Genomic DNA, 21,433 nt, shown 5'->3' with positions numbered 1-21,433 from the left:
TTCATCATGACTACGAACCCGCCAAACAACATTACGTTCACCACTCGCTTGCAGAAGTCTTTGGGCATCACACGAGATGCCGGCCGCTGGGAGCAACTCATCATGTCCTTGCTTCAACGACTTGAACTCGACAAGGTCGATCGCGCCAAGGCCATCAAGCAATACGAACTCTTGGCAGATGACATCGCCACCAAGTTGGATATTCCGCGCCACAACGTGGATGTCTATTCGCAGGGATCGATGCGCACCCAGACCACCATCCGCCCCCGGGGCAATGCGAAATTCGACATCGACATCATGGTGGAGCTGTCAGGCCCGAAGTACAACAATCCCAACTCAGAGGCGATGTTTGAAGAGTTTGGGAAAGCCCTTGAGGGCAACGAAGAAGTTACCGGTGACCCAGATCCGCGGCGCCGTTGCTGGCGACTGCAGTACCCGGGAGAGGCGTTCTACTTCGATGTGACGCCGGCGGTGGCGGACATGTACAAGACCTATGGTGCGGGCCTGCGGGTACGAGACCCGGACACGGTCTGGAGTCCCTCGAATCCGAAGGAATTTGCTGATTGGTTTTGCGAGCGCGCCGATCTGCGGTTTTCGTTTCAGGAGAAGACCGCGCTGGCAGCAGTGGTCGAGGCGCGTAAGTCGATCGATCCCGTACCCAGCGATCCGGTCGGCATCGACGACATGTTGCGTCGAGCTGTGCAATTGATGAAGCTGCATCGTGACAACTTCTACTTCTACGCGAGCCCCGACCAGAAAAACACGATGCCGATCTCGGTCATCATCGTGACCCTGGCGACTCAAGCGTTTGAGAACATCTGGCGAACCAGGCGTCATAGCTTCAATTCGCCTATTGAGGTGGTGCTTGCCATCGTGGAGGAGATGCCCGACTACATCAAGCGTGATGCAGCGGGTCGCTTCTATGTGGAGAACCCGAAGCTCTCCACGGAGAATTTCGCGGATCGTTGGAATAGTGATCAAGGGGCCCGTGCACGCGAATTCAAGCGTTGGCACAAGCAACTGGAGACGCACCTCGAGGCACTGCTCACAGATGAGTATTCCAGGAGCACTGAAGAGAAGCTGCGCGGCGTGTTCGGGCAAGCCGGGGTTGATGCGTGGCGCGACAGTCTCGGCAGTTCGACCGAGTCCACGCCGCTTCTCAAGAGCTTGGTTGTGGCATCTGGGGGGCAGGTGGCAAATCCGAATGTTGCAACGCCCGTCAGCCATCGCACCAACACGTTGGCGTAAGGGGGTCAAGGTGCCGACCATGCCATTATTTTTAGCCGCGATCGGCATGGTCACGGCGTGGTTTGACGGACTCGGGCCCAGCGCTGCAACGCGATGCCCGGACAAGGAGTCGGAGCAGCGTTGTCGCGTCTGGCGTTTGGCAGAAGGTGCGCCGGTACTGAATGGCGCCGCGCCACTGCTGGTGCTTCAGCACGATTTTCCGCTCACGCCTGCCCGCATCGAATTGGACCGGAAGTTCTGTTTGCAGCTGCCCCACATCGAGGTAGATGGCCATTTCTGCCACGGTGTCGAATTCGACTCGGCAGACGTCGCCGCCCCGGTGGCGGCAGTCGGTCGTGTTTTGGCCAGGTTTTCCGACTTCCTCGATCGATGCGCCGATCCAGGTTGGGTGGAGGCTGAATTCAGTCGGGAACGTCAAGATTACTGGGCCCGCTATGCGGCTGGGGCCAAAGAACCAGCCAGCTATCGCACGGTAGAGCTATTGCTGGATGCCGATGTGAGAATTGACGAACCACAGGAGGCTGCTGCGCTTTCTCTTGGGGACGGCAGGGCCCTCGCCACGACGTCTACGACGGAGCCGGAGCGTGTAGCAAAGGCCAGAGCATGGCCATTGGGCGGCATCATTCGTGGCGGCGCGCTGGTGATGAAGCTGCCTACCGCCGAACGATGGACGCCCAGTGTTTGGCCGAGGAGTTTTCATGATCTTGATGAGCTTCTTTCGCAGCTCAGTGGTTCCGCGGGGAAGCTGAAAAATTGGTACCAGGCGCGCCGTTGGCCGAACAAGGCGCCCGTGTTCGTGGTGCTCTTGCAGGGCCCGGCCGTGTACGGATGGCGGATAGTGCCGCCGCAGGTCGCACGTCAAGTCGAGCCGGCCCTTGTGCCCATCGACGTCACCCGTGTCGACAGGCAATGGAGCCTGTCTCGAGATCATCGGGCTGAGGGCTTGGCTCATCTTGCCACCAAGAAGGTGGTGGTGCTCGGATGTGGCTCGCTGGGTGCGCCGTTGATTGAGCTCCTGGCGCGCGCAGGCGTCGGAGCCATTGAGGTGGTGGATCCGCAGACATTCGAGCCAGAAAATATCTCACGTCATGTGCTCGGTGCGCCACATATTGGCCTTGGGAAAGCTGCATCACTATGCGCTCGATTGCGGCAGGCCATCCCAGGGGCACAACTCGAAGCTTTCGGTGAAAAGGCCATGCAGTGGTGTGCCAAGGCGGATCAACGGCCACTGCCGGATCTCATCGTGGATTGCACGGGCGAGCGCTCTGTAAGGATCGGCATTTCAATGCTGCGGAAGCAGGTGTTGAAAGACTCCCCTGTCGTGATGGCGTGGATGGAGCCATTTGGCGCAGCGGCTCATGCTGTTCTGATATCTGGCAGCGATGCGTGGCCTGCTTCGGACCCCTCCGATACAGCGGTCAATGTTGCGACTTGGCCAGACGACGCTCAGGTTGATCTTCCGGGATGTGGCCAGGGCTTCCATCCGTATGGTGTTGCCGATGCCTGGGCAGCTGCAGGCATGGTGTCCGAGCGTGTACTGAAAATTCTGAACGGCGAACAGGTGTTCTCTGGGACGTGGTCCATGATTCGTCATGAAAACTACTTCAGGAGTAAGTCGCCTTCGGTGACCTTTAATCGTCCGCCACCGGTTCCCGTGGGGGTGGATTCGGTCATTGAGCATCGCCCGTTGGCAGAGGTACTGCAAGGTGCCTGAGCCGCTAGTGAAGTTTGCACTCCCTGGGGCGGAGTGGAGTCTTCAGTTTGACGAAGCCGCAGTCTCGATGCTGCAAAGGAGGATGCAGCGCTGGTCACGTTCAAAAGAGTCCGTGGGTCAGCTCTTCACAAATGACCTCACGGCGTCAACCATCGTGATCTCAAAGGCCACCTCGCTCAAGGCGCGGCGTGCGTCTTGGTCAAGCGTGGCGTTCGATCCTATCGAGGCGATGCGGCAACGACAGGATTTGCTTCAGGAAGGTTTGTATTGCATTGGCCTTTGGCATACCCACCCTGAAGCGATGCCCGCCCCCTCCGGCACAGATGAGAGACTTGCGGCAGATCATGCGCGCGCGGCCATTTCTGTTTTGAACGGGTTCGCTTTTGTCATTGTAGGAAATCGACGTTTCCCAGATGGGTGGTATGTTGGGTTTCACGACACGGCTCGTTTTCTTAAAGCAGAATTTTCTCGTTCGTGATGATTTCTTGATGCGTGAACAACTCTACGAACAGGCCCAATGAACAGCCCTCTGGAATGCATTATTTTTCAAGGAGCCTAGTCTACGGTGCTGTTCATCAATTGTTTGCTCTCAACATGCATCTGGGGCAGGTACTTCACATCCAAGTGAAAGTAGTCTGGCTCGTAGCTCTTAAAGGCCTTGTAGGCCAACACAGGCTGCTGGGGCTTGAGGGCATTTGAGGTTGCCCGCTCCATGGCGGCGCAGGCAGCAATGCGCGGCAATCGAGTCATTCGATATCGCATAGGTTCGCCTAACTACGCGGCTCGGCGGGTCCGTGCAGTCACCGCGACCTTGACCTTCCGTTGGCTGAGCATTATGGAATCGCAGGGACTGGTGCGACGCGACGTGAAAATTCGACTTTGCGGTCAGCAGATGACCGCGCTCCTTTGCACGCAGCTCTGGCAACGACACGTCCCGATCGCCTAGGCAGGTCATCGGGACGATCGGCAAGATCCCCCAAAGCACGCCGCACGTTACGACTTCATCCCTCATTCGATCAAATTGAGGACGTTTCGGGCAATAGCCCAGAACAGCGGCGTCACATCTGCGGCATGCCGCGGGGCGGCTTGAGCATGTGATTACAAAGGGTTCGCAATACTGGCCCTACAGATCTCCAATCTCGAAGTGCTTCAACTATCAAGATGATTTGCCGTAAGCTTGCAATGAAGAGGGGGAATCCTATGAATTCAAACGCTAGGCGTCGCCTCAAAGATGGTTTCTTGGCTGCCTATACCGTCGATGAAGACTACCAGCAGAAGCCCGACGTAGCGAGTGGCCGACCCGGCGTCGTTGGAGGACGAGATCCCGACGGCAACCCTGTCCTCATCCGCGAGTGGCGCAGGAATGCCAAAGCACCCGATAGCGACTTGGAACAGATCTGGCGCCACGAGCTGAGGCAGTTGCACCGTTTGGCCGGCTATCCGGGTTCTGCGTCCTGCATTGCGCATCTTCACGATGCAGGGTTCGACAACAAAGGCTTTTATCTAGTCATCGCGCCCGGTCAGAGACAGCCGCTCGCATCCTTGCTCCAGAACGTCCCCGCTGACCACTGGCTGCGCCAGCCTCGCAGCACGACAAACCGATTGCGTGTGTGGGCCAATTTAAGGCTGCTCGCCCACGGATTGGAGACACTGCACGCACAGGGGATGCTCCATCGCAGCGTGGATGCTTGGTCGGTGCTCACCGCTGGAGGCGCAGAGCCGGATTTCCAGCTCACGGGGTTTGAATGGACGATGCGTATCGCCAGCGTGGAAGGTGTGTCAAGCCGCAGCACGGTGGCGGGTGCAACCCGGTCCTTCGATTCGTTCTCGCAGGATTGGATCGATTTCGGACTTCTCGCTACCGACCTTCTAGGGGCCAAGCGCGCGCGCGTTCTCGACCCAGCGATCGCCCCATTCCAGATCGCGGAACATTTGACACTTGAAGAGGCACGACTGCTACGGCTCATCGTCCAACTGAATCCCAAACAGCCGCTCGATGGAGATGCAATCGCCACAAGGATTGACGGCGTACTAGGGACATTGAAAGCGGAGGCGGCCAACCGCAGAGCCAAGCTTCATCTCGCGCTCCGCATTGGGCCTGGCAGCCGGTTGGGCGAGCGTATCCGCCACGCTTCCGGACTCGACATCGAAATGGACGATCTCCAGGCGCAGCTCCAATTTGTCAGGGACGATCTGGCCAGTGAGCCGCTGCTGCTCTGCGTTCGACTACAAGATAGCTCGGAAGAGTTTCGCCTTGTGTTGCGCGGCAAGCACCTCCTGTACCGCCTGCAGGAATTCCGCGCGCCCAAGACCATGGCTCTCAGCTGGGACTTCGCCTACTGCGAAGCCGTGGATACCACTGCCCCAGCCCCAGTCAATCTGCTCAACCAACGAAGGCTGCAGCCGGAATCGCTAGAGATACTGGGACTGCGAGATGCGTCCGACTTGTTTCCACGCATTCGTGGAAAGCTTATGTCCTGGGATGAGGTGCGGCAGGACTTCGGCAAGCAGAATGTACCGCTCTCCCCCGAGCAGACGGCTCACAGAGCTCTCACGCTGCTCCAGTTACTGGAAGCGGTCTACGCTGCAGCTGATGCTTACGCTGTGGAGCTTCAGCCCTTGCCAGGCAACCTGCGCGAATCCACAGAGCATGGCCGCGACCGCCTTTGCGTTCAACTTCGGTCGGATCCAGAGAGATCTGCTCTTTCTACCGCTTTAGACCTCAAACCACCCTCCGATCGATTCTTGAAACGACTGGAAGCCGACGGGCTCGGTTCCGAGGAGTGGATCCTCGCAGATGGACACTCGCTCGGCGAAAGAGATTCGACGGACACCGATTGGACTTTTCGACAGGTCGTCCAGCGGCCAGGTCGTCCAGACGTATTTCTATTCGACGGCCCCGATGCAATCCCGTTCCTTAACGACCCTGTCCTGGTTCCCGCGTCGGTCGGCCGGGACGTGCAGTTTCGTCGTCGGCTCAAGGCACTCAAGGCGTTGAAGAACCATCACGAGTTGCTGCAGATGATCGTGGATCCCCGACACCACGTGTTAGATAGTCACGACTCGGTAGTCGAGGATGATGCATTCGCGAAGCTGGACGAGCCGAAGCAGTTGGCGTTGAAGCAACTCACATCCACTTTGCCCTTCTTCCTCGTGCAAGGTCCTCCAGGGGTGGGAAAGACCCGCCTTGTGCGGGATCTCGTGACGCGACGGTTCGCTGACGAACCGACCTCCCGCTTGCTTCTGACTGCCCAAAGCAACGCAGCAATCGACCATCTGATGGACGAGCTGGCTGGTGTCCTGAGAGCAAATGACCCTTCTGGTCCGCTCGTCGTTCGGTCCAGCAAGCGCGATGCCATTGAGGCTCCCAGCCAGTTCGACATTAGAGAACAGACACGTCGGCTGGTTCGGCGACTTGCAGCCAGCCCACTTTCCAAGGAAGTTCCGCTGAGGCTGCAGCAGTCCCTTTCAGATCTCGCGAAGGCTGCAAATCCTGCCCAGGGCGCTGGACGCAGGACTGCTGCGGTCGCTGGCAGAGGCTCAGAACAGTCGCTTCGAGCCTTTGAGGGCGTCGTCGCACGCGCGGCGAATGTGGTCTTCGCGACGACCAACTCGGGAGAGTTGGAGCGTTTGATCGACGAACGCGGACAGTTCGACTGGGCCATCGTAGAGGAAGCTGCCAAGGCAACGGGAAGTGAGCTCATATCTCCTTTGCTTCTCTCGCATCGCAGGCTCATGATCGGCGACCATAAACAGCTTCCAGCGTTTGCGTCCGACCAACTGAAACAGTTGCTCGCGCAACCCGAGCGGATTCACGAAGCGATGAAGCTCGGAGAAGAGTTTGTTGGTAGGTCCATCAGGGATGTAACGACAGAGGAATTGTTAGAGGACGTCGCTGAGGACAAATCACAGCTACCTGCTCTTTGCTCCGAGGCCTTGCGGCTTCTCACCTTCTTCGAGTCTGCGATTGAAGCTGAGTTCAGGCGACAGGCCAAAGGCCGGGGCGGGCGCCCGATCGCTCAAAAATTGACTGCGCAGCACCGCATGCACCCTTCGATCGCGGAACTCGTCTCCGGCTGCTTCTATGGAGACCTCAGAACCGATCCGATGTGTGAAAAGCGTTTCGCCGTCGAACCGAGGCCGTTTGCCTCAGTAGATGAAAGCCGACTTCCCCTGGCTCCAATCGTGGTAATCGACATGCCCTATGTCCAGACGACGCAGAACCAGAAGCAAGGCGATCAGTACCCAGCCTGGCACAACCCAGCGGAAGTGCGCGCCGCTATCGAAGTTCTAAGTCTATTGAGGAGCGTTCAACAGGACGCCGAGGAAGCGCCAACGCTGGCAATCCTCTCTCCGTATGGTCGACAACGCCGCATAATCGACGAAACCATCAGCGAAGAACTGAATAAGAAGCTTAGCTGCCTTAGGGGGTTTCGTTCGCCCTCCTCTAACGGCCAGTGGTGCCACACAGTAGACTCGTTTCAGGGCAGCGAGGCAGATATAGTTGTGGTCTCGCTCGTGCGCAACAACCACCACTCAACGGTGCAGAGCGCACTCGGCTTCCTGAGCGATGCCAGGCGAATGAACGTCCTGCTGAGCCGCGCGAAGTGGCAGCTCGTACTGATCACTAGCACGGAGTTCCTGAGGGAAGTTTTGCAAGCGGTTCGAGGCAAGCCGGACGAGAACCGTGTTGAGTTCTTGAAAAAGCTACTTGAGGGCCTCGACAACGGACAAAACAAGGGTGACGTCAAACGCGTTCCCGTCCAAACCTTGCTCGGGAGTCGCAAATGAGTGTCGTGCGCGTCGCTATCCCCTTGCTCAAGGGAAAGCGCAAGTTTTTCCTCGAGAAAGGAAGGCCTTGGAGCCTTGCTGAACACGTTCTCCTCGCGGCACTGATAAATAAGCCGAGGACCGTTGGCGAGCTCGCCGTAGCCGGCGATGTTCCGCAGCGGCTTGTGTTAGAGGCGCTCATTCGGCTGATGCGTGCAGGTTGGGTCACGTTGCAGCAGGAGAGCCAGGGCGTCGTCTTCAGTGCGACCGCGGCTGGCCGCAGCGTTGTGGGAGACGAAGAGCTTCCAAAGTTGGCCAAGAGCACAAGCCGCTGGATGAACTTCGTCATCGACAAGATAACCGGAACACTTTATCGAAGCCGCGAGATGCCCTTCTTGGAGCAGCGTATCGTCGAGAGGCGCGCCGCTCGTGAGCGACTGGTCTGGCTGAGGCCGCGCGACCTCGACGCCTTTGACGACACTGCCGGCGTTCTCGCAACACTTTTCGAGGACGACGAGAAGTTTCTCGGAATCGAGCCCTCTGCGGAGAAGATGGTCAATCGCTTTGCGATCGCTACGGTCCGGGGGACGAGCGTCGAGGGACTACCTCCGCGTGCACCAGCCGAGCTCATCGAGCTCGTCAAGCGGGCAGCGCGCAACGCTCCGCCAGCGCCAATGGCCGAGAACTCACCCCATCATGACACGGGGCGTCAGGTCTCGTTTGTAGATAGGCCTGCGCCACGTTCCATAGATGCCATATACAGACCCGAGGACCTGATTCTCGGCGGAGCGATGCATGAAAGTGTGCTCCACGAGGCCATCAGGAAGGCCAAGCACAGGATCATTATCCATTCGACGTTCATCTCCGAGCAAGGATTCGCGCTCGTGCAAGCTCCGCTTATCGCAGCTGCAAAGCGTGGGGCGGTTATCGACGTCCTGTGGGGAGAAGACGAGAACAAGACGGATGCGGTGACCACGGCCAAGACCATAGCGAAGGTTCGCGCGAGCATTGAGGCTGAGGGGCTGAGCTTAAGTATCCGCGTTCATCCTTTCTCTACGCGATCTCATGCGAAGATCCTTGTATGCGACGATGGGAGATCCGAGCGTCTTTCCGCAACCGTCGGTTCCTGCAACTGGCTCTCGTCTGGATTCCAGAACTACGAAGCGTCTATACGCTTCAGCGACCCCCGAGTTGTCTCGGCCATTCTCGAGCAGGTCGCAGACCTTACACGGGGCGGTGATCGGCATTGGACGGAGCTGACAAGCGAGATGGCCAGACTGGCCTCCGATGCGCGCCTCCAGAAACCACCGACCGGTGTCAAAGCGAAAGTTACTTTGGTGCTTGGTCCGCAGCATGCCCAGTTTGCACGCATTGCTCGAGACGCAGCCCGTCGCCGAATGTTCGTGACGAGTCATCGGATCGGCGCAGCCGCCCGCCCATCTGTCGTCTTGCCCGCCATCACAGCAGTGCGCGAGAATGGTATCGAGGCGCGCGTGTTCTATGGCTTGGCAAGCGAATCGCCGGTTGGTGCGTCAACCTCGCACAACGGTCATCCAGGCTCATCTGTGCTGCCAGTTCTCGTGAGCAAGCTGCACGCCAAAATACTTGCCTGGGACGATGACCATGTCCTGATCACTAGCCAGAATTGGCTTTCCGCTGATCCGGGCGAGTCGAATCTTCGACGGGAGATAGGGCTGATGGTGCATTCGAAAGGAATCGCAACCGCAGTCATCGACAACTTCGATGCCGCTAAAGGCGATGCCGGCGCAGCCTCATAGTTAGACAACGTGTAGAGCCAGGACTCAGCAATGTACAAGTACGGAGTTTTTCAAGGTGGCGGCGTCAAGGGCATCGCACTCGTCGGTGCCCTGCAAGTGGTTGAGAGCCGAGGTATTTCGTTCGAGGGCGTTGGCGGGGCATCGGCTGGCGCGATCGTCGCGGCGCTTTACGCGGCCGGTTTTAGCGCCTCAGAGATGCGCTTGATCCTAGAAAATATTCAGTTCGACTCCCTGCTTGATCGCTGCAGTCTGCCTCGCCTCGCCTTGGCCAGAACACTGGGGCTCTACAGGGGAAAGCGCTTCCAAGATTGGATCCATAAGCTTCTTGCACAGAAGAACGTTCGATTCTTCAAAGATTGCCCCAAGAAGCTTCGCATTGTTGCAACTAACCTCACTGAGCGGACGCTCGTCGTCTTGGATTCCAATAGCCACCCCTGTCTCGAGGTTGCTGAGGCGATCCGGATGTCGATGAGTATCCCGCTGGTGTTCGAGCCGGTGCACTTAGGCCGGAACTTGATGGTCGACGGCGGCGTGTTGAGCAACTTTCCCTTGTCGTTGTTTGACGGGAATGAGACCCTCGGCTTCAGACTGTGTGCCAAGTCAGCGCCACTCCCGTTCGCTCCGGAGGGATACCGCGACTACCTGCTGGCAATCGTGGGTGCGATGCTGGATGGGCGCGACAATTACGACGTTCAGACAAAGAAGCTGGCAGGCCTAATCGAGATCGACCCGGGACATATCTCGAGCACTCAGTTCAATTTGAACGACAGAGAGAAGGCCGACCTCTACGAACAAGGTGTCTCGGCCGGAAATCGTTTTTTTGTCGAACCGGCCAACATGCACCGCGCGCAGCAGTTTTCCGTCCTTGGCGCCACAGCCAAAATTCATCTGAACGTCCCCGCAGGCATTGACGACGGGACGGAAATCCGCTTCTCCATCTCTGCACTTGTGCGCGTCGAGGTCGATGGACAGTACCTGCTGACCAAGGGCAATCGCATCGACCAGTTTCAACCCGTTGGAGGAGTGCTGAAGACTTACGGCGCCGCGCGCGCGAATCTCGCCAACCTCGGTGTGAAGGCCGACAGTAAGATTCCCATCGATCAGGACAGCCGAGACGACCTTCGAGTCTTCGTTCCCCGGCGGTCCATCGAGGCATTCGTTCAGTGGTACCTGAAGGGCAGCGGCAGGGAATCGTCCCCCTGGCGGGAGTTTAACGAGGAGCTTATAGAAACGGGTATTCTGAGTTCCGGAAACTTCCGAGCCCCCGCGTTCAACTATGTCGGGCGGCGAGTCGAGGGTATCCGTTGGACCAACCACTTTCAGTGCTTTGAAGTGCTGATCGCCGAATTGTTCGAATTGGTGCCGACCCCCAAGCAGATCGATGAACTGAACGCGTTACGTGGCCGAAGTGACTTGCCTGGCATCATGTGGGCAAACCCTGCACTGATTCGCGCCCTCGGATACGACGCGGCCAGCCAGCGACAGGTAACCAGGATCTCCGACCATTCGTCCTGGATCCTGGATGCAGGCATCTGCTGAGACGCTGGCGGTTCGAAAGCGAGTCATCTAGGTCGCCCAGGCACTGCTTTCGGCGGTCGTGGTCAACCCAGGACGTGAGCGGGCAAGCTTGTTTGCTTTCTGGAGCGACGCAGATTGGAATTTCTGCACAAAGAGAGCCATGGTGCTGACACCGGCTCCAACAATAAGCGCTGCTCCTCGTGCTTGTCCCTTCTTACGCCAGAGCGCCGTCGCAAGGTACCGTGCCTGTGGATAGTCAGGGAGGGTCTCGAACATTGGGGATGGTCTCCTGAGTTTGGAGCGATATTCGCTCCAGATTGGAGATTGTCCCTTGAGCGCCGATTCGCCTGAGGCTTGCTCGGATTGGTCGCCCCAAGCCGCCGCGCGTCAGTGATGTTTGCCTCAGTTTTTTGGTAGAAGTCAGCTTGAGACCACATACCTTCACATCGGGAGGATAAATGTCTGGACTAGGGCGTGTTAACACTAATGTCGATCATGGCGATTGCGCCGGACAATCTCGGACATGGAGATCACGCCCGAACAATTCGCCACCATTGAGCGCTGCCTGCCCAGGCAGCGTGGCAACGTCAGCCTGAGCAACCTGCAGGTGGTCAATGCGATCCTCTATGTGGCCGAGCATGGTTGCAAGTGGCGAGGACTGCCCAAGCGCTTCGGTAACTGGCACACGATCTACACGCGCATGAACCGCTGGACCAAAGCCGGCGTCCTTGATCGCATGTTCGAGGAGTTGCAGCGAGCACAGGTCGTGCGTATCAAGATTGAAGCGGTCTCACTGGACTCCACCAGCATCAAGGTCCATCCCGATGGCACGGGGGCGTTATAAAAAACGGCCCACAAGCCATCGGCAAGTCCCGAGGCGGATGGAACACCAAGATTCATATGGTTGCTGCGGATGCTCGAACGGCCGTGACGTTCTCGCTTTCGCCTGGGCAGGCGCACGACGCCCCTGAAGGCCGGCGCCTGCTCAGCAGTCTTGGGCCGACCAGCAGACCGGTGCATTTGTTGATGGACCGTGCCTACGAAGGCAACGAGACACGGCAGCTGGCACTGGATCTGGGTTTCATTCCGGTGGTACCGCCAATGAAGACGCGGATCGAACCTTGGGAGTACGACCGCGAGATGTACAAGCGTCGCAATGAGGTCGAGCGCTTGTTCCGTCGGCTCAAAGGCTATCGCCGTATCTTCTCGCGGTTCGAGAAGCTCGACCTCATGTTCCTGGGCTTCATCAGCTTCGTGCTCGTCGCTGATGGGCTGAGGATGTGTTAACAGGCCCTAGCGACCGGGTGCTGTTCCCATCACCCGCTCCACTGCATCGTTCCAGGGAATTCTGAGGAAGCCCAAGAAGCATCGTAAGTCGTTGATTCTGGTTGAGTTTTCGACGCCTCGATGTTCCAGTGGGCTCCACGGAAATCCACCTGAAGCCACGACGTTTATGTCCATTTTTGTGTCCATTTTTGCGGGCACGACGGCTTCCGGATTGTTGCTAGGGCGCTGAGGTCGATGGGTTAAGCATCTGGTTCCTGACTCATGTTCAGGAGCTAGAGCATGGCACTCTCAGACTTGGTGGTCCGCCAAGCCAAAGCCACCGGCAAGGCCTACACACTTCCAGACATCGATGGTCTCTCCCTGGCCGTGACGGCCACGGGCAGCAAGAGCTGGCACTTCCGTTACTACTGGATGAAGGAGCCCAAGCGCATGTCGCTGGGCACCTATCCCGAGGTCTCCCTTCGTGAGGCACGCGCCCTGCGTGACGAGGCGCGCGCCTTGGTGGCCAAGGACATCAACCCGCGCCTTCACCGCAAGCAAAAGCGCGCCGCGGTCAAACTCGCCGGTGAAAACACCTTCGAGGCGATCTACAAGAAGTGGCTTGCCCACCGCGAACTCGGCCTCAAGAAGGGCCGGCAGACCACCCTCTCGATCCTCCCTCGCGTCTTCGCCAAGGATGTGCTGCCCTTGCTGGGCAAGCGCTCGATCTACGACATCAAACGCCCTGACCTGCTGGAAGTGATCGCCAGGATCGAGCGGCGCAAGGCGCTCTCCGTCGCCGAGAAAGTCAGGACGTGGTTCAACCAGATGTTCCGCTACGCGCTGGTGGTCGTGCCGGGCCTGGAGCAGAACCCGGCTTCCGACCTCGACGTGGTGGCGCTGCCGCTGCCCCCGGTGAACCACAACCCGTTGCCGCCTCGCAGATCGCTGCGGCATCGGCCGCACCGTTCTTGCGTCCCTTGCCGGCCATGCGGTAGGGCGTGACGAAGTGGCCTGCAATCAGCCGCGCATCCAGCCCATAGCCGCGCAGCTTGCGTGCCCAGTGATGCGCACCGCCGCAGGCCTCCAGGGCCACCAGGCAGCCGGGAGGCAGCTGCGCGCACCAGGCCGCAAACTTGTCAGCGGCCAGCGCCTTGGCAACCACCACGCGCGCATCCACCGCATGCACCTAGATAACCCGCTTGGCCAGATCCACCCCGACTCGGGCAATCTCGTTCATGGACTTCCCCTTTCACATGGCTGCAGATTGATGACTTGGGGAGCACCATCGCGGTGGCAGCCAACATTTGTTTCCTGGCTGCTTACGATTGAGTCACATCAATCGCCCAGCAGGTCGCTGGATGTTGACTCTTGAATTTCGGCATGTCAGGTGCAATTTCTTGCAAGAATTTCCTCAGGCAAGGCCGCGTGACGACGGAACTTGTGGGGTAGTATGACAGCGCGCCAGCAGGCGATCTGCACACTCGACGAGTTCGCTGCCTACTTGAAAGTCGGCAAGCGGACGCTCTACCGGCTCGCCGCGCACGGGGAAATTCCGGCCTTCAAGGTGGGCGGGACGTGGCGGTTTCGTCAAAGTGAAATCGATCGATGGATCAATGATCAGATCCAAGCAGGCAGAAAGAAGGAGGTGATACGCACAGATGAGCAGCCAAAGTCAGCGGAACACTCCGTGTCGTCTGGGCGCGCTGTCCGTCGCCGCAGGCAAACGGAGTGGGCGAGAGTCTTCAATTTTTCTTCTGGAGGTGTGACATGGACTTTGATTTCAAGAAATTGGCTCCCTGGAACTGGTTCAAGAAGGAGCAGGAAGAACAACAGAGCACTGCCTCGCTGCCGGTGCAGCGCAATGACCTGCCGGTGGCGGGTGGGCCCGTCAGTCCCATCTTGCAATTGCACCGCGAGATCGACCGCCTGTTCGACGACACGTTTCGAGGCTTCGGTTTCCCGACGCTGGCCATGCCACGCTGGCCGTCGGACTGGCCGGGCCTGCTGAAGCCGGCGCTGGACATCCAGGAGACCGACAAGCAGTACAAGATCGCCCTGGAAGTGCCCGGCGTCGAGGAAAAAGACATCCAGATCACGCTCGACAACGACGTGCTCCTGGTGCGCGGTGAAAAGCGTCAGGAGCAGGAAACGAAAGACGGCGGTTTCCACCGTGTGGAGCGCTCCTACGGCAGCTTTCAGCGCGCTCTGAACCTGCCGGCCGATGCCAACCAGGACACGATCAAGGCCGCTTTCAAGAACGGCGTACTCACGATCACGATGGAAAAGCGCGAGGCCAGTGCGCCCAAGCAGGGCCGCTCGATCCCGATCAACGGCTGACGCGGGGCAGCGCGTTTTTCTCAAAAACCACAAAGAGATGAGGCACCGTGATCGGCGGTGCCTCGTCAGATCAATCTTTACAGGAGCATCAGCATGGCCAGAAAACAATGCCAAGTCTGCGGCCAGCCCGCCACGGTGCGGGTGGAAGCCAATCTCAATGGTCGCCACAGCACCATGCTGTTGTGTGACGATCACTATCGCCAACTGGTGCGCCAGCAAAAGCGCACCGTCTCACCGCTGGAAGCCTTGTTCGGCTCGCGCAGCGGGCTGTTCGAAGACTTCCTTGGCAGCGACTTCTTCCGCATCGGTGACGACGCACCGTCCATGGCAGCCGATACCGACGAGGTCGTCGATGCCTCGTTCGGCGAACCCGCCCCGGCCGGTACGGGCACCGCGCGCCGTCGCGGCAGTGGGCTCGCCAGCCGTATCAGCGAACAGTCCGAGGCCCTATTGCAGGAGGCCGCCCGCCACGCTGCAGAGTTCGGGCGCGCCGAAGTCGATACCGAACACCTGCTGCTGGCGCTATCCGACAGCGACGTGGTCAAGACCATCCTGGGGCAGTTCAAGATCAAGGTCGATGACCTCAAGCGCCAGATCGAATCCGAAGCCAAGCGCGGCGACAAGCCGTTCGAGGGCGAGATCGGCGTGTCGCCCCGGGTCAAGGACGCGCTCAGCCGTGCTTTCGTGGCCTCCAATGAACTCGGCCACTCTTATGTCGGGCCGGAGCATTTCCTGATCGGGCTCGCCGAGGAAGGCGAAGGTTTGGCGGCCAACCTGCTGCGCCGTTACGGCCTCACGCCGCAAGCGCTGCGCCAGCAGGTAAGCAAGGTGGTCGGCAAAGGGGCCGAGGATGGCCGCGCCGAGACGCCGACCAACACGCCCGAGCTGGATAAATACTCGCGCGACCTCACCAAGATGGCGCGCGAGGGCAAACTCGATCCAGTCATCGGCCGTGCGCAGGAGATCGAGACCACTATCGAGGTGCTGGCCCGGCGCAAGAAAAACAACCCGGTGTTGATCGGTGAGCCCGGCGTCGGCAAGACCGCCATTGTCGAAGGGCTGGCGCAGCGGATGGTCGCCGGCGAAGTGCCCGAGACGCTGCGCGACAAGCGTCTGGTCGAACTCAACATCAACGCCATGGTGGCAGGCGCCAAGTACCGCGGCGAGTTCGAGGAGCGCGTGCAGAAGGTGCTCAAGGAAGTGACCGAGCACCAGGGCGAGCTGATTCTCTTCATCGACGAGGTGCACACCATCGTCGGTGCAGGCCAGGGTGGCGGCGAAGGCGGGCTGGACGTGGCCAACGTGTTCAAGCCGATGATGGCGCGCGGCGAACTGAACCTGATCGGCGCCACCACGCTCAACGAGTATCAGAAGTACATCGAGAAGGACGCCGCGCTGGAGCGTCGCTTCCAGCCGGTGATGGTGCCCGAGCCGACGGTAGCGCAGACCATGATGATCCTGCGCGGCCTGCGCGACACCTTCGAGGCGCACCACAAGGTCAGCATCACCGAGGATGCGATCATCGCCGCCGCCGAGTTGTCGGACCGCTACATCACCGCACGCTTTTTGCCTGACAAGGCCATCGACCTGCTCGACCAGGCGGCCGCACGCGTGAAGCTGTCGGCCACGGCCCGCCCGGTGGCGGTGCAAGAGCTGGAGTCCGAATTGCACCAGCTGCGGCGTGAGCAGGACTATGTGGCCTCGCGCAAGCAATACGACAAGGCCGCCGAGCTGGGCAAGCACATCGAGGCCAAAGAGGCCGAACTCAAGAAGCTCGTCGAGGAATGGGAACGCGAGCGCGCCTCGGGCAGCGCCGAAGTCAAGGCCGAGCATGTCGCGCAGATCGTCTCGCGCCTGACCGGTATCCCGGTCAACGAGCTGACGGTGGAAGAGCGCGAGAAACTGTTGCACCTGGAGCAGCGGCTGCACGAGCGCCTGGTAGGCCAGGACGAAGCGGTGCGCGCGGTAGCCGATGCCGTGCGTCTGGCGCGCGCGGGGCTGCGCGAAGGCAGCAAGCCGGTGGCGACTTTTCTGTTCCTCGGGCCGACCGGCGTGGGCAAGACCGAACTCGCCAAGGCGCTGGCCGAGTCCATCTATGGCGATGAAGGTGCGCTGCTGCGCATAGACATGTCCGAGTACGGGGAACGCCATACCGTGGCACGCCTGGTGGGCGCGCCTCCGGGTTATGTGGGCTATGACGAGGGCGGCCAGCTCACCGAGAAGGTGCGTCGCAAGCCCTACAGCGTGTTGCTGCTGGACGAGATCGAGAAGGCTCACCCCGACGTCTACAACATCCTGCTGCAGGTGTTCGACGACGGGCGGCTCACCGACGGCAAGGGCCGGGTGGTGGATTTCACCAATACCATCATCATCGCCACCTCGAACTTGGGCTCGGACATCATCCAGCGTCGGCTGAAGGCCCGTGGCGCCGCCGGCGAGGAATACGAGAAGACCAAGTCCGAGGTGATGGACGTGCTGCGCGGACACTTCCGCCCCGAGTTCCTCAACCGCATCGACGAGATCATCGTCTTCCATGCGCTGGGCAAGGAGGAGATCCGCCATATCGTCGGCCTGCAGCTCGATCGTGTGGCCCGCAACGCCGCCAGCCAGGGCGTGACGCTGACCTTCGATCAGACCTTGATCGATCACTTCGCGGAGGAAGGCTACAAGCCCGAGTTCGGCGCGCGTGAGCTCAAGCGGCTGATCCGCAGCGAGCTGGAGACGGCACTGGCGCGCGAGATGCTGGGTGGCGGTATCGGCAAGGGCGATCACGCCAGCGCCCGCTGGGACGACAAGGCCGAACGGGTGGTCTTCGAGCGCCAGGAGCCACCCGCGAAGCCGGCCGAGCCTGAAAAGCCCGATGCCGCGAACGTGGCCGAGGCACCGCCTAGCGACGCGAGCAAGCCTGCGCGCAAGAAGAAGTCAGCGGGCGGCGAATCTTGAGCGATGGGAGGCTGTCGTGTCCGACCCCAACGGGCTGACATGGGCAGCCACCCTCGTGTCGCTGGCGGTCGCTATCCCCACAGCGGGGCACGCGGTCATCTACAAGCGTGACCCTCGATCGGCCACGCTGTGGGTACTGCTGATCGCCTTGTTGCCGCTGGGCGGTTCGCTGCTGTATGGGCTGTTCGGCATCAACCGTTACCAGCGGCGGGCGCGGCGGCTCTTCCCGGGGGCAGATCCTGCTGTTCGGCAGGACCTCTCGCCCACGATGCCCGAGGCTGTATCGCCGCCGCTTGCCGGTCTGGCCCACCTGGTGGGACGCGCCACCGGCCAGTCGCTGACCGGCGGCAACCGCATCGAGCCGCTTGTCGATGGCGAGCAGGCCTACCCGGCCATGCTCGCCGCCATCGAATCGGCGCGGTACAGCGTCGCCCTGGCCTCGTACATCTTCGACAGCCAAGGCATCGGGGCGCAGTTCGTCGATGCGCTGCGCCGGGCTCATGAGCGCGGCGTGCAAGTGCGGGTGCTGATCGACGACGTGTATGCCCGCTGGACGCCCCGCAGCGCCTACCGCGCCTTGCAGCGCGCCGGCGTTCCGGCGGCGACGTTCAACCCGACGTTGATTCCCGCGCGCCTGCATGGCGCGCATCTGCGCAATCACCGCAAGCTGCTGGTGATCGATGGCAAGACGGGTTTTACCGGCGGCATGAACATCTTCAGCCCGTATTGGCGGCCCGATGCGCCGGGCCAGGCCTGTCACGATTTACACTTTCGTCTGCGCGGGCCGGTGGTAGAGCATCTGATGCGGAGCTTCACCGATGATTGGTGCGATACCACGGGCGAGCGGCTCAGCAAGGGTTTCTGGCGCGAATCTCCCGCAATGGCTGATGAGCAAGGAACCTCTTGGGCGCGCGGCATCGAGGCCGGTCCCGATGAGGCCCTGGACAGGATGCGCTGGACCTTCATGGGCGCTTTGAGCGCGGCGAAGCATTCGGTGCGCATCTGGACACCTTACTTCGTCCCCGATCAGCCGATGATCGCGGCGCTAAGCACGGCCGCGTTGCGCGGCGTGCGTATCGACGTGCTGACGCCCGCAAACGGCGACCATCCCACGGTGCAATGGGCCGCGCGCGCCCACTACTGGCAGGTGCTGGAGCACGGTGTGCGCATCTTCGAACGGCCTGGCCCGTTCGACCACAGCAAGCTGATGCTGGTAGACGGAGCGTGGTGCTGCCTGGGTTCGGCCAATTGGGATGCGCGCAGTTTGCGCCTCAACTTCGAGTTCAATGTGGAGGTGTACGACACCGCGTTGTCTACGCGGCTGTCATCCCTTTTTGATGCCGCTCGTGATGCGTCGGGCGAGATATCGGCGAAGGCGTTGCGCGCCCGCCCGCTGGCCATCCGCTTGCGCGACGGGGTGGCCCGTCTGTTCACCCCCATTCTCTAGCGACACGACTTGCGAGGAACATTGCCCATGGAAAAGAAAGATCAATGGAACATTGGCTACTGGATCGTCGCCGGCCTGTTGCTGCTGACGCTGCAGAACTACTGGCAGGCGGCCAAGACCGTCGAGCCCGTGCCCTACAGCGAATTCGAGAAGGCGCTGGCCGAGGGGCGCGTCGCCGAAGTGCTGGTGTCGGACCGCACGGTCACCGGGCGCCTGAAATCGCCGGACAGCCGGGGCAAGACCACCATCGTGGCCACCCGTGTCGAACCCGACCTGGCCGAGCGGCTGTCCAAGTACGACGTGCCCTATGCGCGGGTGGTGGAAAGCACCTGGCTGCGTGATGTGCTCTCCTGGATTCTGCCGGCGGTGGCCTTCTTCGGCGTCTGGTTCTTCCTGTTCCGCCGCTTCGCCGAGAAGCAGGGCATGGGTGGCTTCCTGAGCATCGGCAAGAGCCGTGCCAAGGTATTCATGGAGAAGAACACTGGCGTGACCTTTGCCGATGTCGCTGGCGTCGATGAAGCCAAGGCGGAGTTGGTTGAGATCGTCGATTTCCTCAAGAATCCGCAGGAGTATGGACGGCTCGGGGCGCGCATTCCCAAGGGCGTGTTGCTGGTCGGCCCGCCCGGCACCGGCAAGACGCTACTGGCCAAAGCCGTCGCGGGCGAAGCCGGGGTGCCGTTCTTTTCCATCTCAGGCTCGGAGTTCGTCGAGATGTTCGTCGGCGTGGGTGCAGCGCGCGTGCGCGACCTGTTCGAGCAGGCCCGCGGGCAGGCGCCGGCCATCATCTTCATCGACGAGCTCGATGCGCTGGGCCGCGCGCGCGGCGTCGGCGGCCCCATCGGCGGCCACGACGAGCGCGAGCAGACCCTCAACCAGCTGCTCACGGAGATGGACGGCTTCGACAGCTCGGTCGGGCTGATCATCCTTGCAGCCACCAACCGGCCGGAGATCCTCGATCAGGCCTTGCTTCGCGCCGGTCGCTTCGACCGTCAGGTGCTGGTGGACCGTCCCGACAAGAAAGGCCGTCTGGATATCCTGAAGGTCCATGTCAAGAAGATCACCCTGACCCACGGTGTAGATCTGGAACAGGTGGCGGCGCTGACCACCGGCTTTTCCGGCGCTGATCTGGCCAATCTCGTGAACGAAGCAGCGCTGAACGCGACGCGGCGCAAGGCGCAGGCTGTGGAACTGCAAGACTTCACCGCCGCTATCGAGCGCATCGTGGCCGGCCTGGAAAGGAAGAACCGTGTGCTCAATCCGAAGGAGCGAGAAACCGTGGCCTATCACGAGATGGGGCATGCGCTGGTGGCGCTGGCGCTGCCCGGCACCGACCCGGTACACAAGATTTCAATCGTTCCGCGTGGCATCGGTGCACTCGGCTACACCCTGCAGCGGCCCACCGAAGACCGCTTCCTGATGACGCGTACCGATCTCGAGCACAAGATCGCCGTACTGCTGGGCGGGCGTGCCGCCGAAAAGCTGGTGTTCGGCGAGTTGTCCACCGGGGCGGCGGACGATCTGGCGCGAGCCACCGACATCGCCCGCGACATGATCACCCGCTTTGGCATGGACGAAGGACTGGGCTACATCGCCTTCGAGGCGCAGCGGCCACGCTTTCTCGATACACCGGAACTGGCCCAAGGCGGCTGCCGGGTGGCCGAATCGACCCAGGCGCGCATCGATCAGGCCATCCGCGACATCGTGATGGGCGTGTTCGAGCGCGCCTACCGGATCCTCGACACCAACCGCGCGGTGCTGGAGCGTTGTGCGCGCGAACTGCTGGCGCGGGAAACGCTCGACGAAAGCGATATCCGTCAATTGACTCAAGGACTTGTTCGGAACTGAAAACAGTAGTAGGTGCCATTCAGAGTAAGCCGGCGGCTCTGTTCGGTGCGTCATCCAATTCGCCGGCATTGTTCAAGGAGAACCGATATATGTCTGCATTGACTCCGTGGGACCCCTTCCGGGAACTGGATGAATTGCAAAACCGCCTGGCGACGATGTTGGGACGGACACCCCAGCGACAGGGCGCCCGTACCGGCAACGAAGCCATGACCACGGCGGACTGGGCACCAATGGTGGACGTCAGCGAGGATGAGAACGCATTCATCCTCAAGCTGGATCTGCCGGAGGTCCCCAAGGATGCCGTGCGCGTCAGCGCGGAAAACGGTGTGCTCACCATCAGCGGCGAGCGCAAACTGGAAAAAGAGGAGCAGGGCAAGAAGTTCCACCGCATCGAACGTGCGTATGGCCGCTTTGTGCGCAGCTTTGTCTTGCCTGACAACGTTGATCCGACCAAGGTGACGGCTTCGATGAAAGACGGCGTGCTGGAAGTGCGGCTTGTCAAGGCCGAGCAAGCCAAACCGAAACAAATTGAAATCTCAGTCAACTAACTTTAATTAGGAGCCC

At 60.4% G+C, this 21,433-nt stretch carries 12 protein-coding genes and 4 pseudogenes; 14 read left to right on the top strand and 2 right to left on the bottom strand.

Annotation, left to right across the window (positions count from 1 at the left end; all coding sequences use genetic code 11):
* Positions 1-6 precede the first annotated feature (6 nt).
* From MJ602_RS13080 to MJ602_RS13070, 3 genes are read left to right on the top strand one after another with little or no spacing between them, the layout of a single operon-like run.
* Positions 7-1,248 (top strand): nucleotidyltransferase domain-containing protein, encoded by a 1,242-nt coding sequence (locus MJ602_RS13080; RefSeq protein WP_243021186.1) that lies wholly within the window; start codon positions 7-9, stop codon positions 1,246-1,248.
* On the top strand, positions 1,205-2,962 hold the full coding sequence (locus tag MJ602_RS13075; RefSeq protein WP_243021185.1) for a ThiF family adenylyltransferase: 1,758 nt from the start codon (positions 1,205-1,207) through the stop codon (positions 2,960-2,962). Before MJ602_RS13080 ends, MJ602_RS13075 begins: the two co-directional genes overlap by 44 nt.
* A gap of 7 nt (positions 2,963-2,969) precedes the next feature.
* Positions 2,970-3,440, top strand: a complete 471-nt coding sequence (locus MJ602_RS13070; RefSeq protein WP_243021184.1) for a Mov34/MPN/PAD-1 family protein — start codon at positions 2,970-2,972, stop codon at positions 3,438-3,440.
* A 101-nt stretch (positions 3,441-3,541) separates the two neighbouring features.
* On the opposite strand, the pseudogene MJ602_RS13065 reads toward MJ602_RS13070, so the two are convergent.
* Positions 3,542-3,689: pseudogene (locus tag MJ602_RS13065) on the bottom strand (IS481 family transposase); the annotation flags it as partial.
* A 512-nt stretch (positions 3,690-4,201) separates the two neighbouring features.
* Between MJ602_RS13065 and MJ602_RS13060 the strand changes: the two are divergent.
* The 5 genes and pseudogenes from MJ602_RS13060 to MJ602_RS13040 form a co-directional block, all read left to right on the top strand.
* Positions 4,202-7,753: a DEAD/DEAH box helicase gene (locus MJ602_RS13060; protein WP_243021183.1), complete on the top strand. Its 3,552-nt coding sequence runs from the start codon at positions 4,202-4,204 to the stop codon at positions 7,751-7,753.
* Positions 7,750-9,510, top strand: a complete 1,761-nt coding sequence (locus MJ602_RS13055; RefSeq protein WP_243021182.1) for a phospholipase D-like domain-containing protein — start codon at positions 7,750-7,752, stop codon at positions 9,508-9,510. Before MJ602_RS13060 ends, MJ602_RS13055 begins: the two co-directional genes overlap by 4 nt.
* A 30-nt stretch (positions 9,511-9,540) precedes the next feature.
* Entirely contained in the window at positions 9,541-11,049 is a 1,509-nt protein-coding gene (locus MJ602_RS13050; RefSeq protein WP_243021181.1) for an SMODS-associated NUDIX domain-containing protein, read from the top strand.
* Positions 11,050-11,551: 502 nt separating this feature from the next.
* A protein-coding gene (locus MJ602_RS13045) for an IS5 family transposase (RefSeq protein ID WP_243021171.1) occupies positions 11,552-12,315 on the top strand; the annotation gives its coding sequence in 2 pieces (ribosomal slippage) (positions 11,552-11,870 and positions 11,870-12,315; 765 coding nt in all).
* A gap of 279 nt (positions 12,316-12,594) precedes the next feature.
* Positions 12,595-13,224: pseudogene (locus tag MJ602_RS13040) on the top strand (tyrosine-type recombinase/integrase); the annotation flags it as partial.
* Positions 13,225-13,228: 4 nt separating this feature from the next.
* On the opposite strand, the pseudogene MJ602_RS13035 reads toward MJ602_RS13040, so the two are convergent.
* Positions 13,229-13,474, bottom strand: a pseudogene (locus MJ602_RS13035) (IS110 family transposase); the annotation flags it as partial.
* Positions 13,475-13,747: 273 nt separating this feature from the next.
* Here MJ602_RS13035 and MJ602_RS16870 point away from each other — a divergent pair.
* From MJ602_RS16870 to hsp20-GI, 6 genes and pseudogenes are all read left to right on the top strand, one after another.
* Positions 13,748-13,906, top strand: a pseudogene (locus tag MJ602_RS16870) (helix-turn-helix domain-containing protein); the annotation flags it as partial.
* 158 nt (positions 13,907-14,064) lie between these two features.
* Positions 14,065-14,634 (top strand): Hsp20/alpha crystallin family protein, encoded by a 570-nt coding sequence (locus MJ602_RS13025; RefSeq protein ID WP_243021200.1) that lies wholly within the window; start codon positions 14,065-14,067, stop codon positions 14,632-14,634.
* Positions 14,635-14,727: 93 nt separating this feature from the next.
* Positions 14,728-17,577, top strand: a complete 2,850-nt coding sequence (gene clpK, locus MJ602_RS13020) for a heat shock survival AAA family ATPase ClpK (protein WP_243021180.1) — start codon at positions 14,728-14,730, stop codon at positions 17,575-17,577.
* Positions 17,578-17,593: 16 nt separating this feature from the next.
* Entirely contained in the window at positions 17,594-19,024 is a 1,431-nt protein-coding gene (gene cls, locus MJ602_RS13015; protein WP_243021179.1) for a cardiolipin synthase, read from the top strand.
* Between the two features lie 27 nt (positions 19,025-19,051).
* Positions 19,052-20,869: an ATP-dependent zinc metalloprotease FtsH gene (gene ftsH / locus MJ602_RS13010; RefSeq protein WP_243021178.1), complete on the top strand. Its 1,818-nt coding sequence runs from the start codon at positions 19,052-19,054 to the stop codon at positions 20,867-20,869.
* Between the two features lie 89 nt (positions 20,870-20,958).
* Positions 20,959-21,417 (top strand): small heat shock protein sHSP20-GI, encoded by a 459-nt coding sequence (gene hsp20-GI, locus MJ602_RS13005; protein WP_005409665.1) that lies wholly within the window; start codon positions 20,959-20,961, stop codon positions 21,415-21,417.
* The last annotated feature ends 16 nt before the right edge of the window (positions 21,418-21,433 follow it).

It is taken from the genome of Simplicispira sedimenti, assembly GCF_022760965.1.
Taxonomy (GTDB): domain Bacteria; phylum Pseudomonadota; class Gammaproteobacteria; order Burkholderiales; family Burkholderiaceae_C; genus Simplicispira; species Simplicispira sedimenti.
This window is presented reverse-complemented; position numbering and strand designations above follow the sequence as displayed.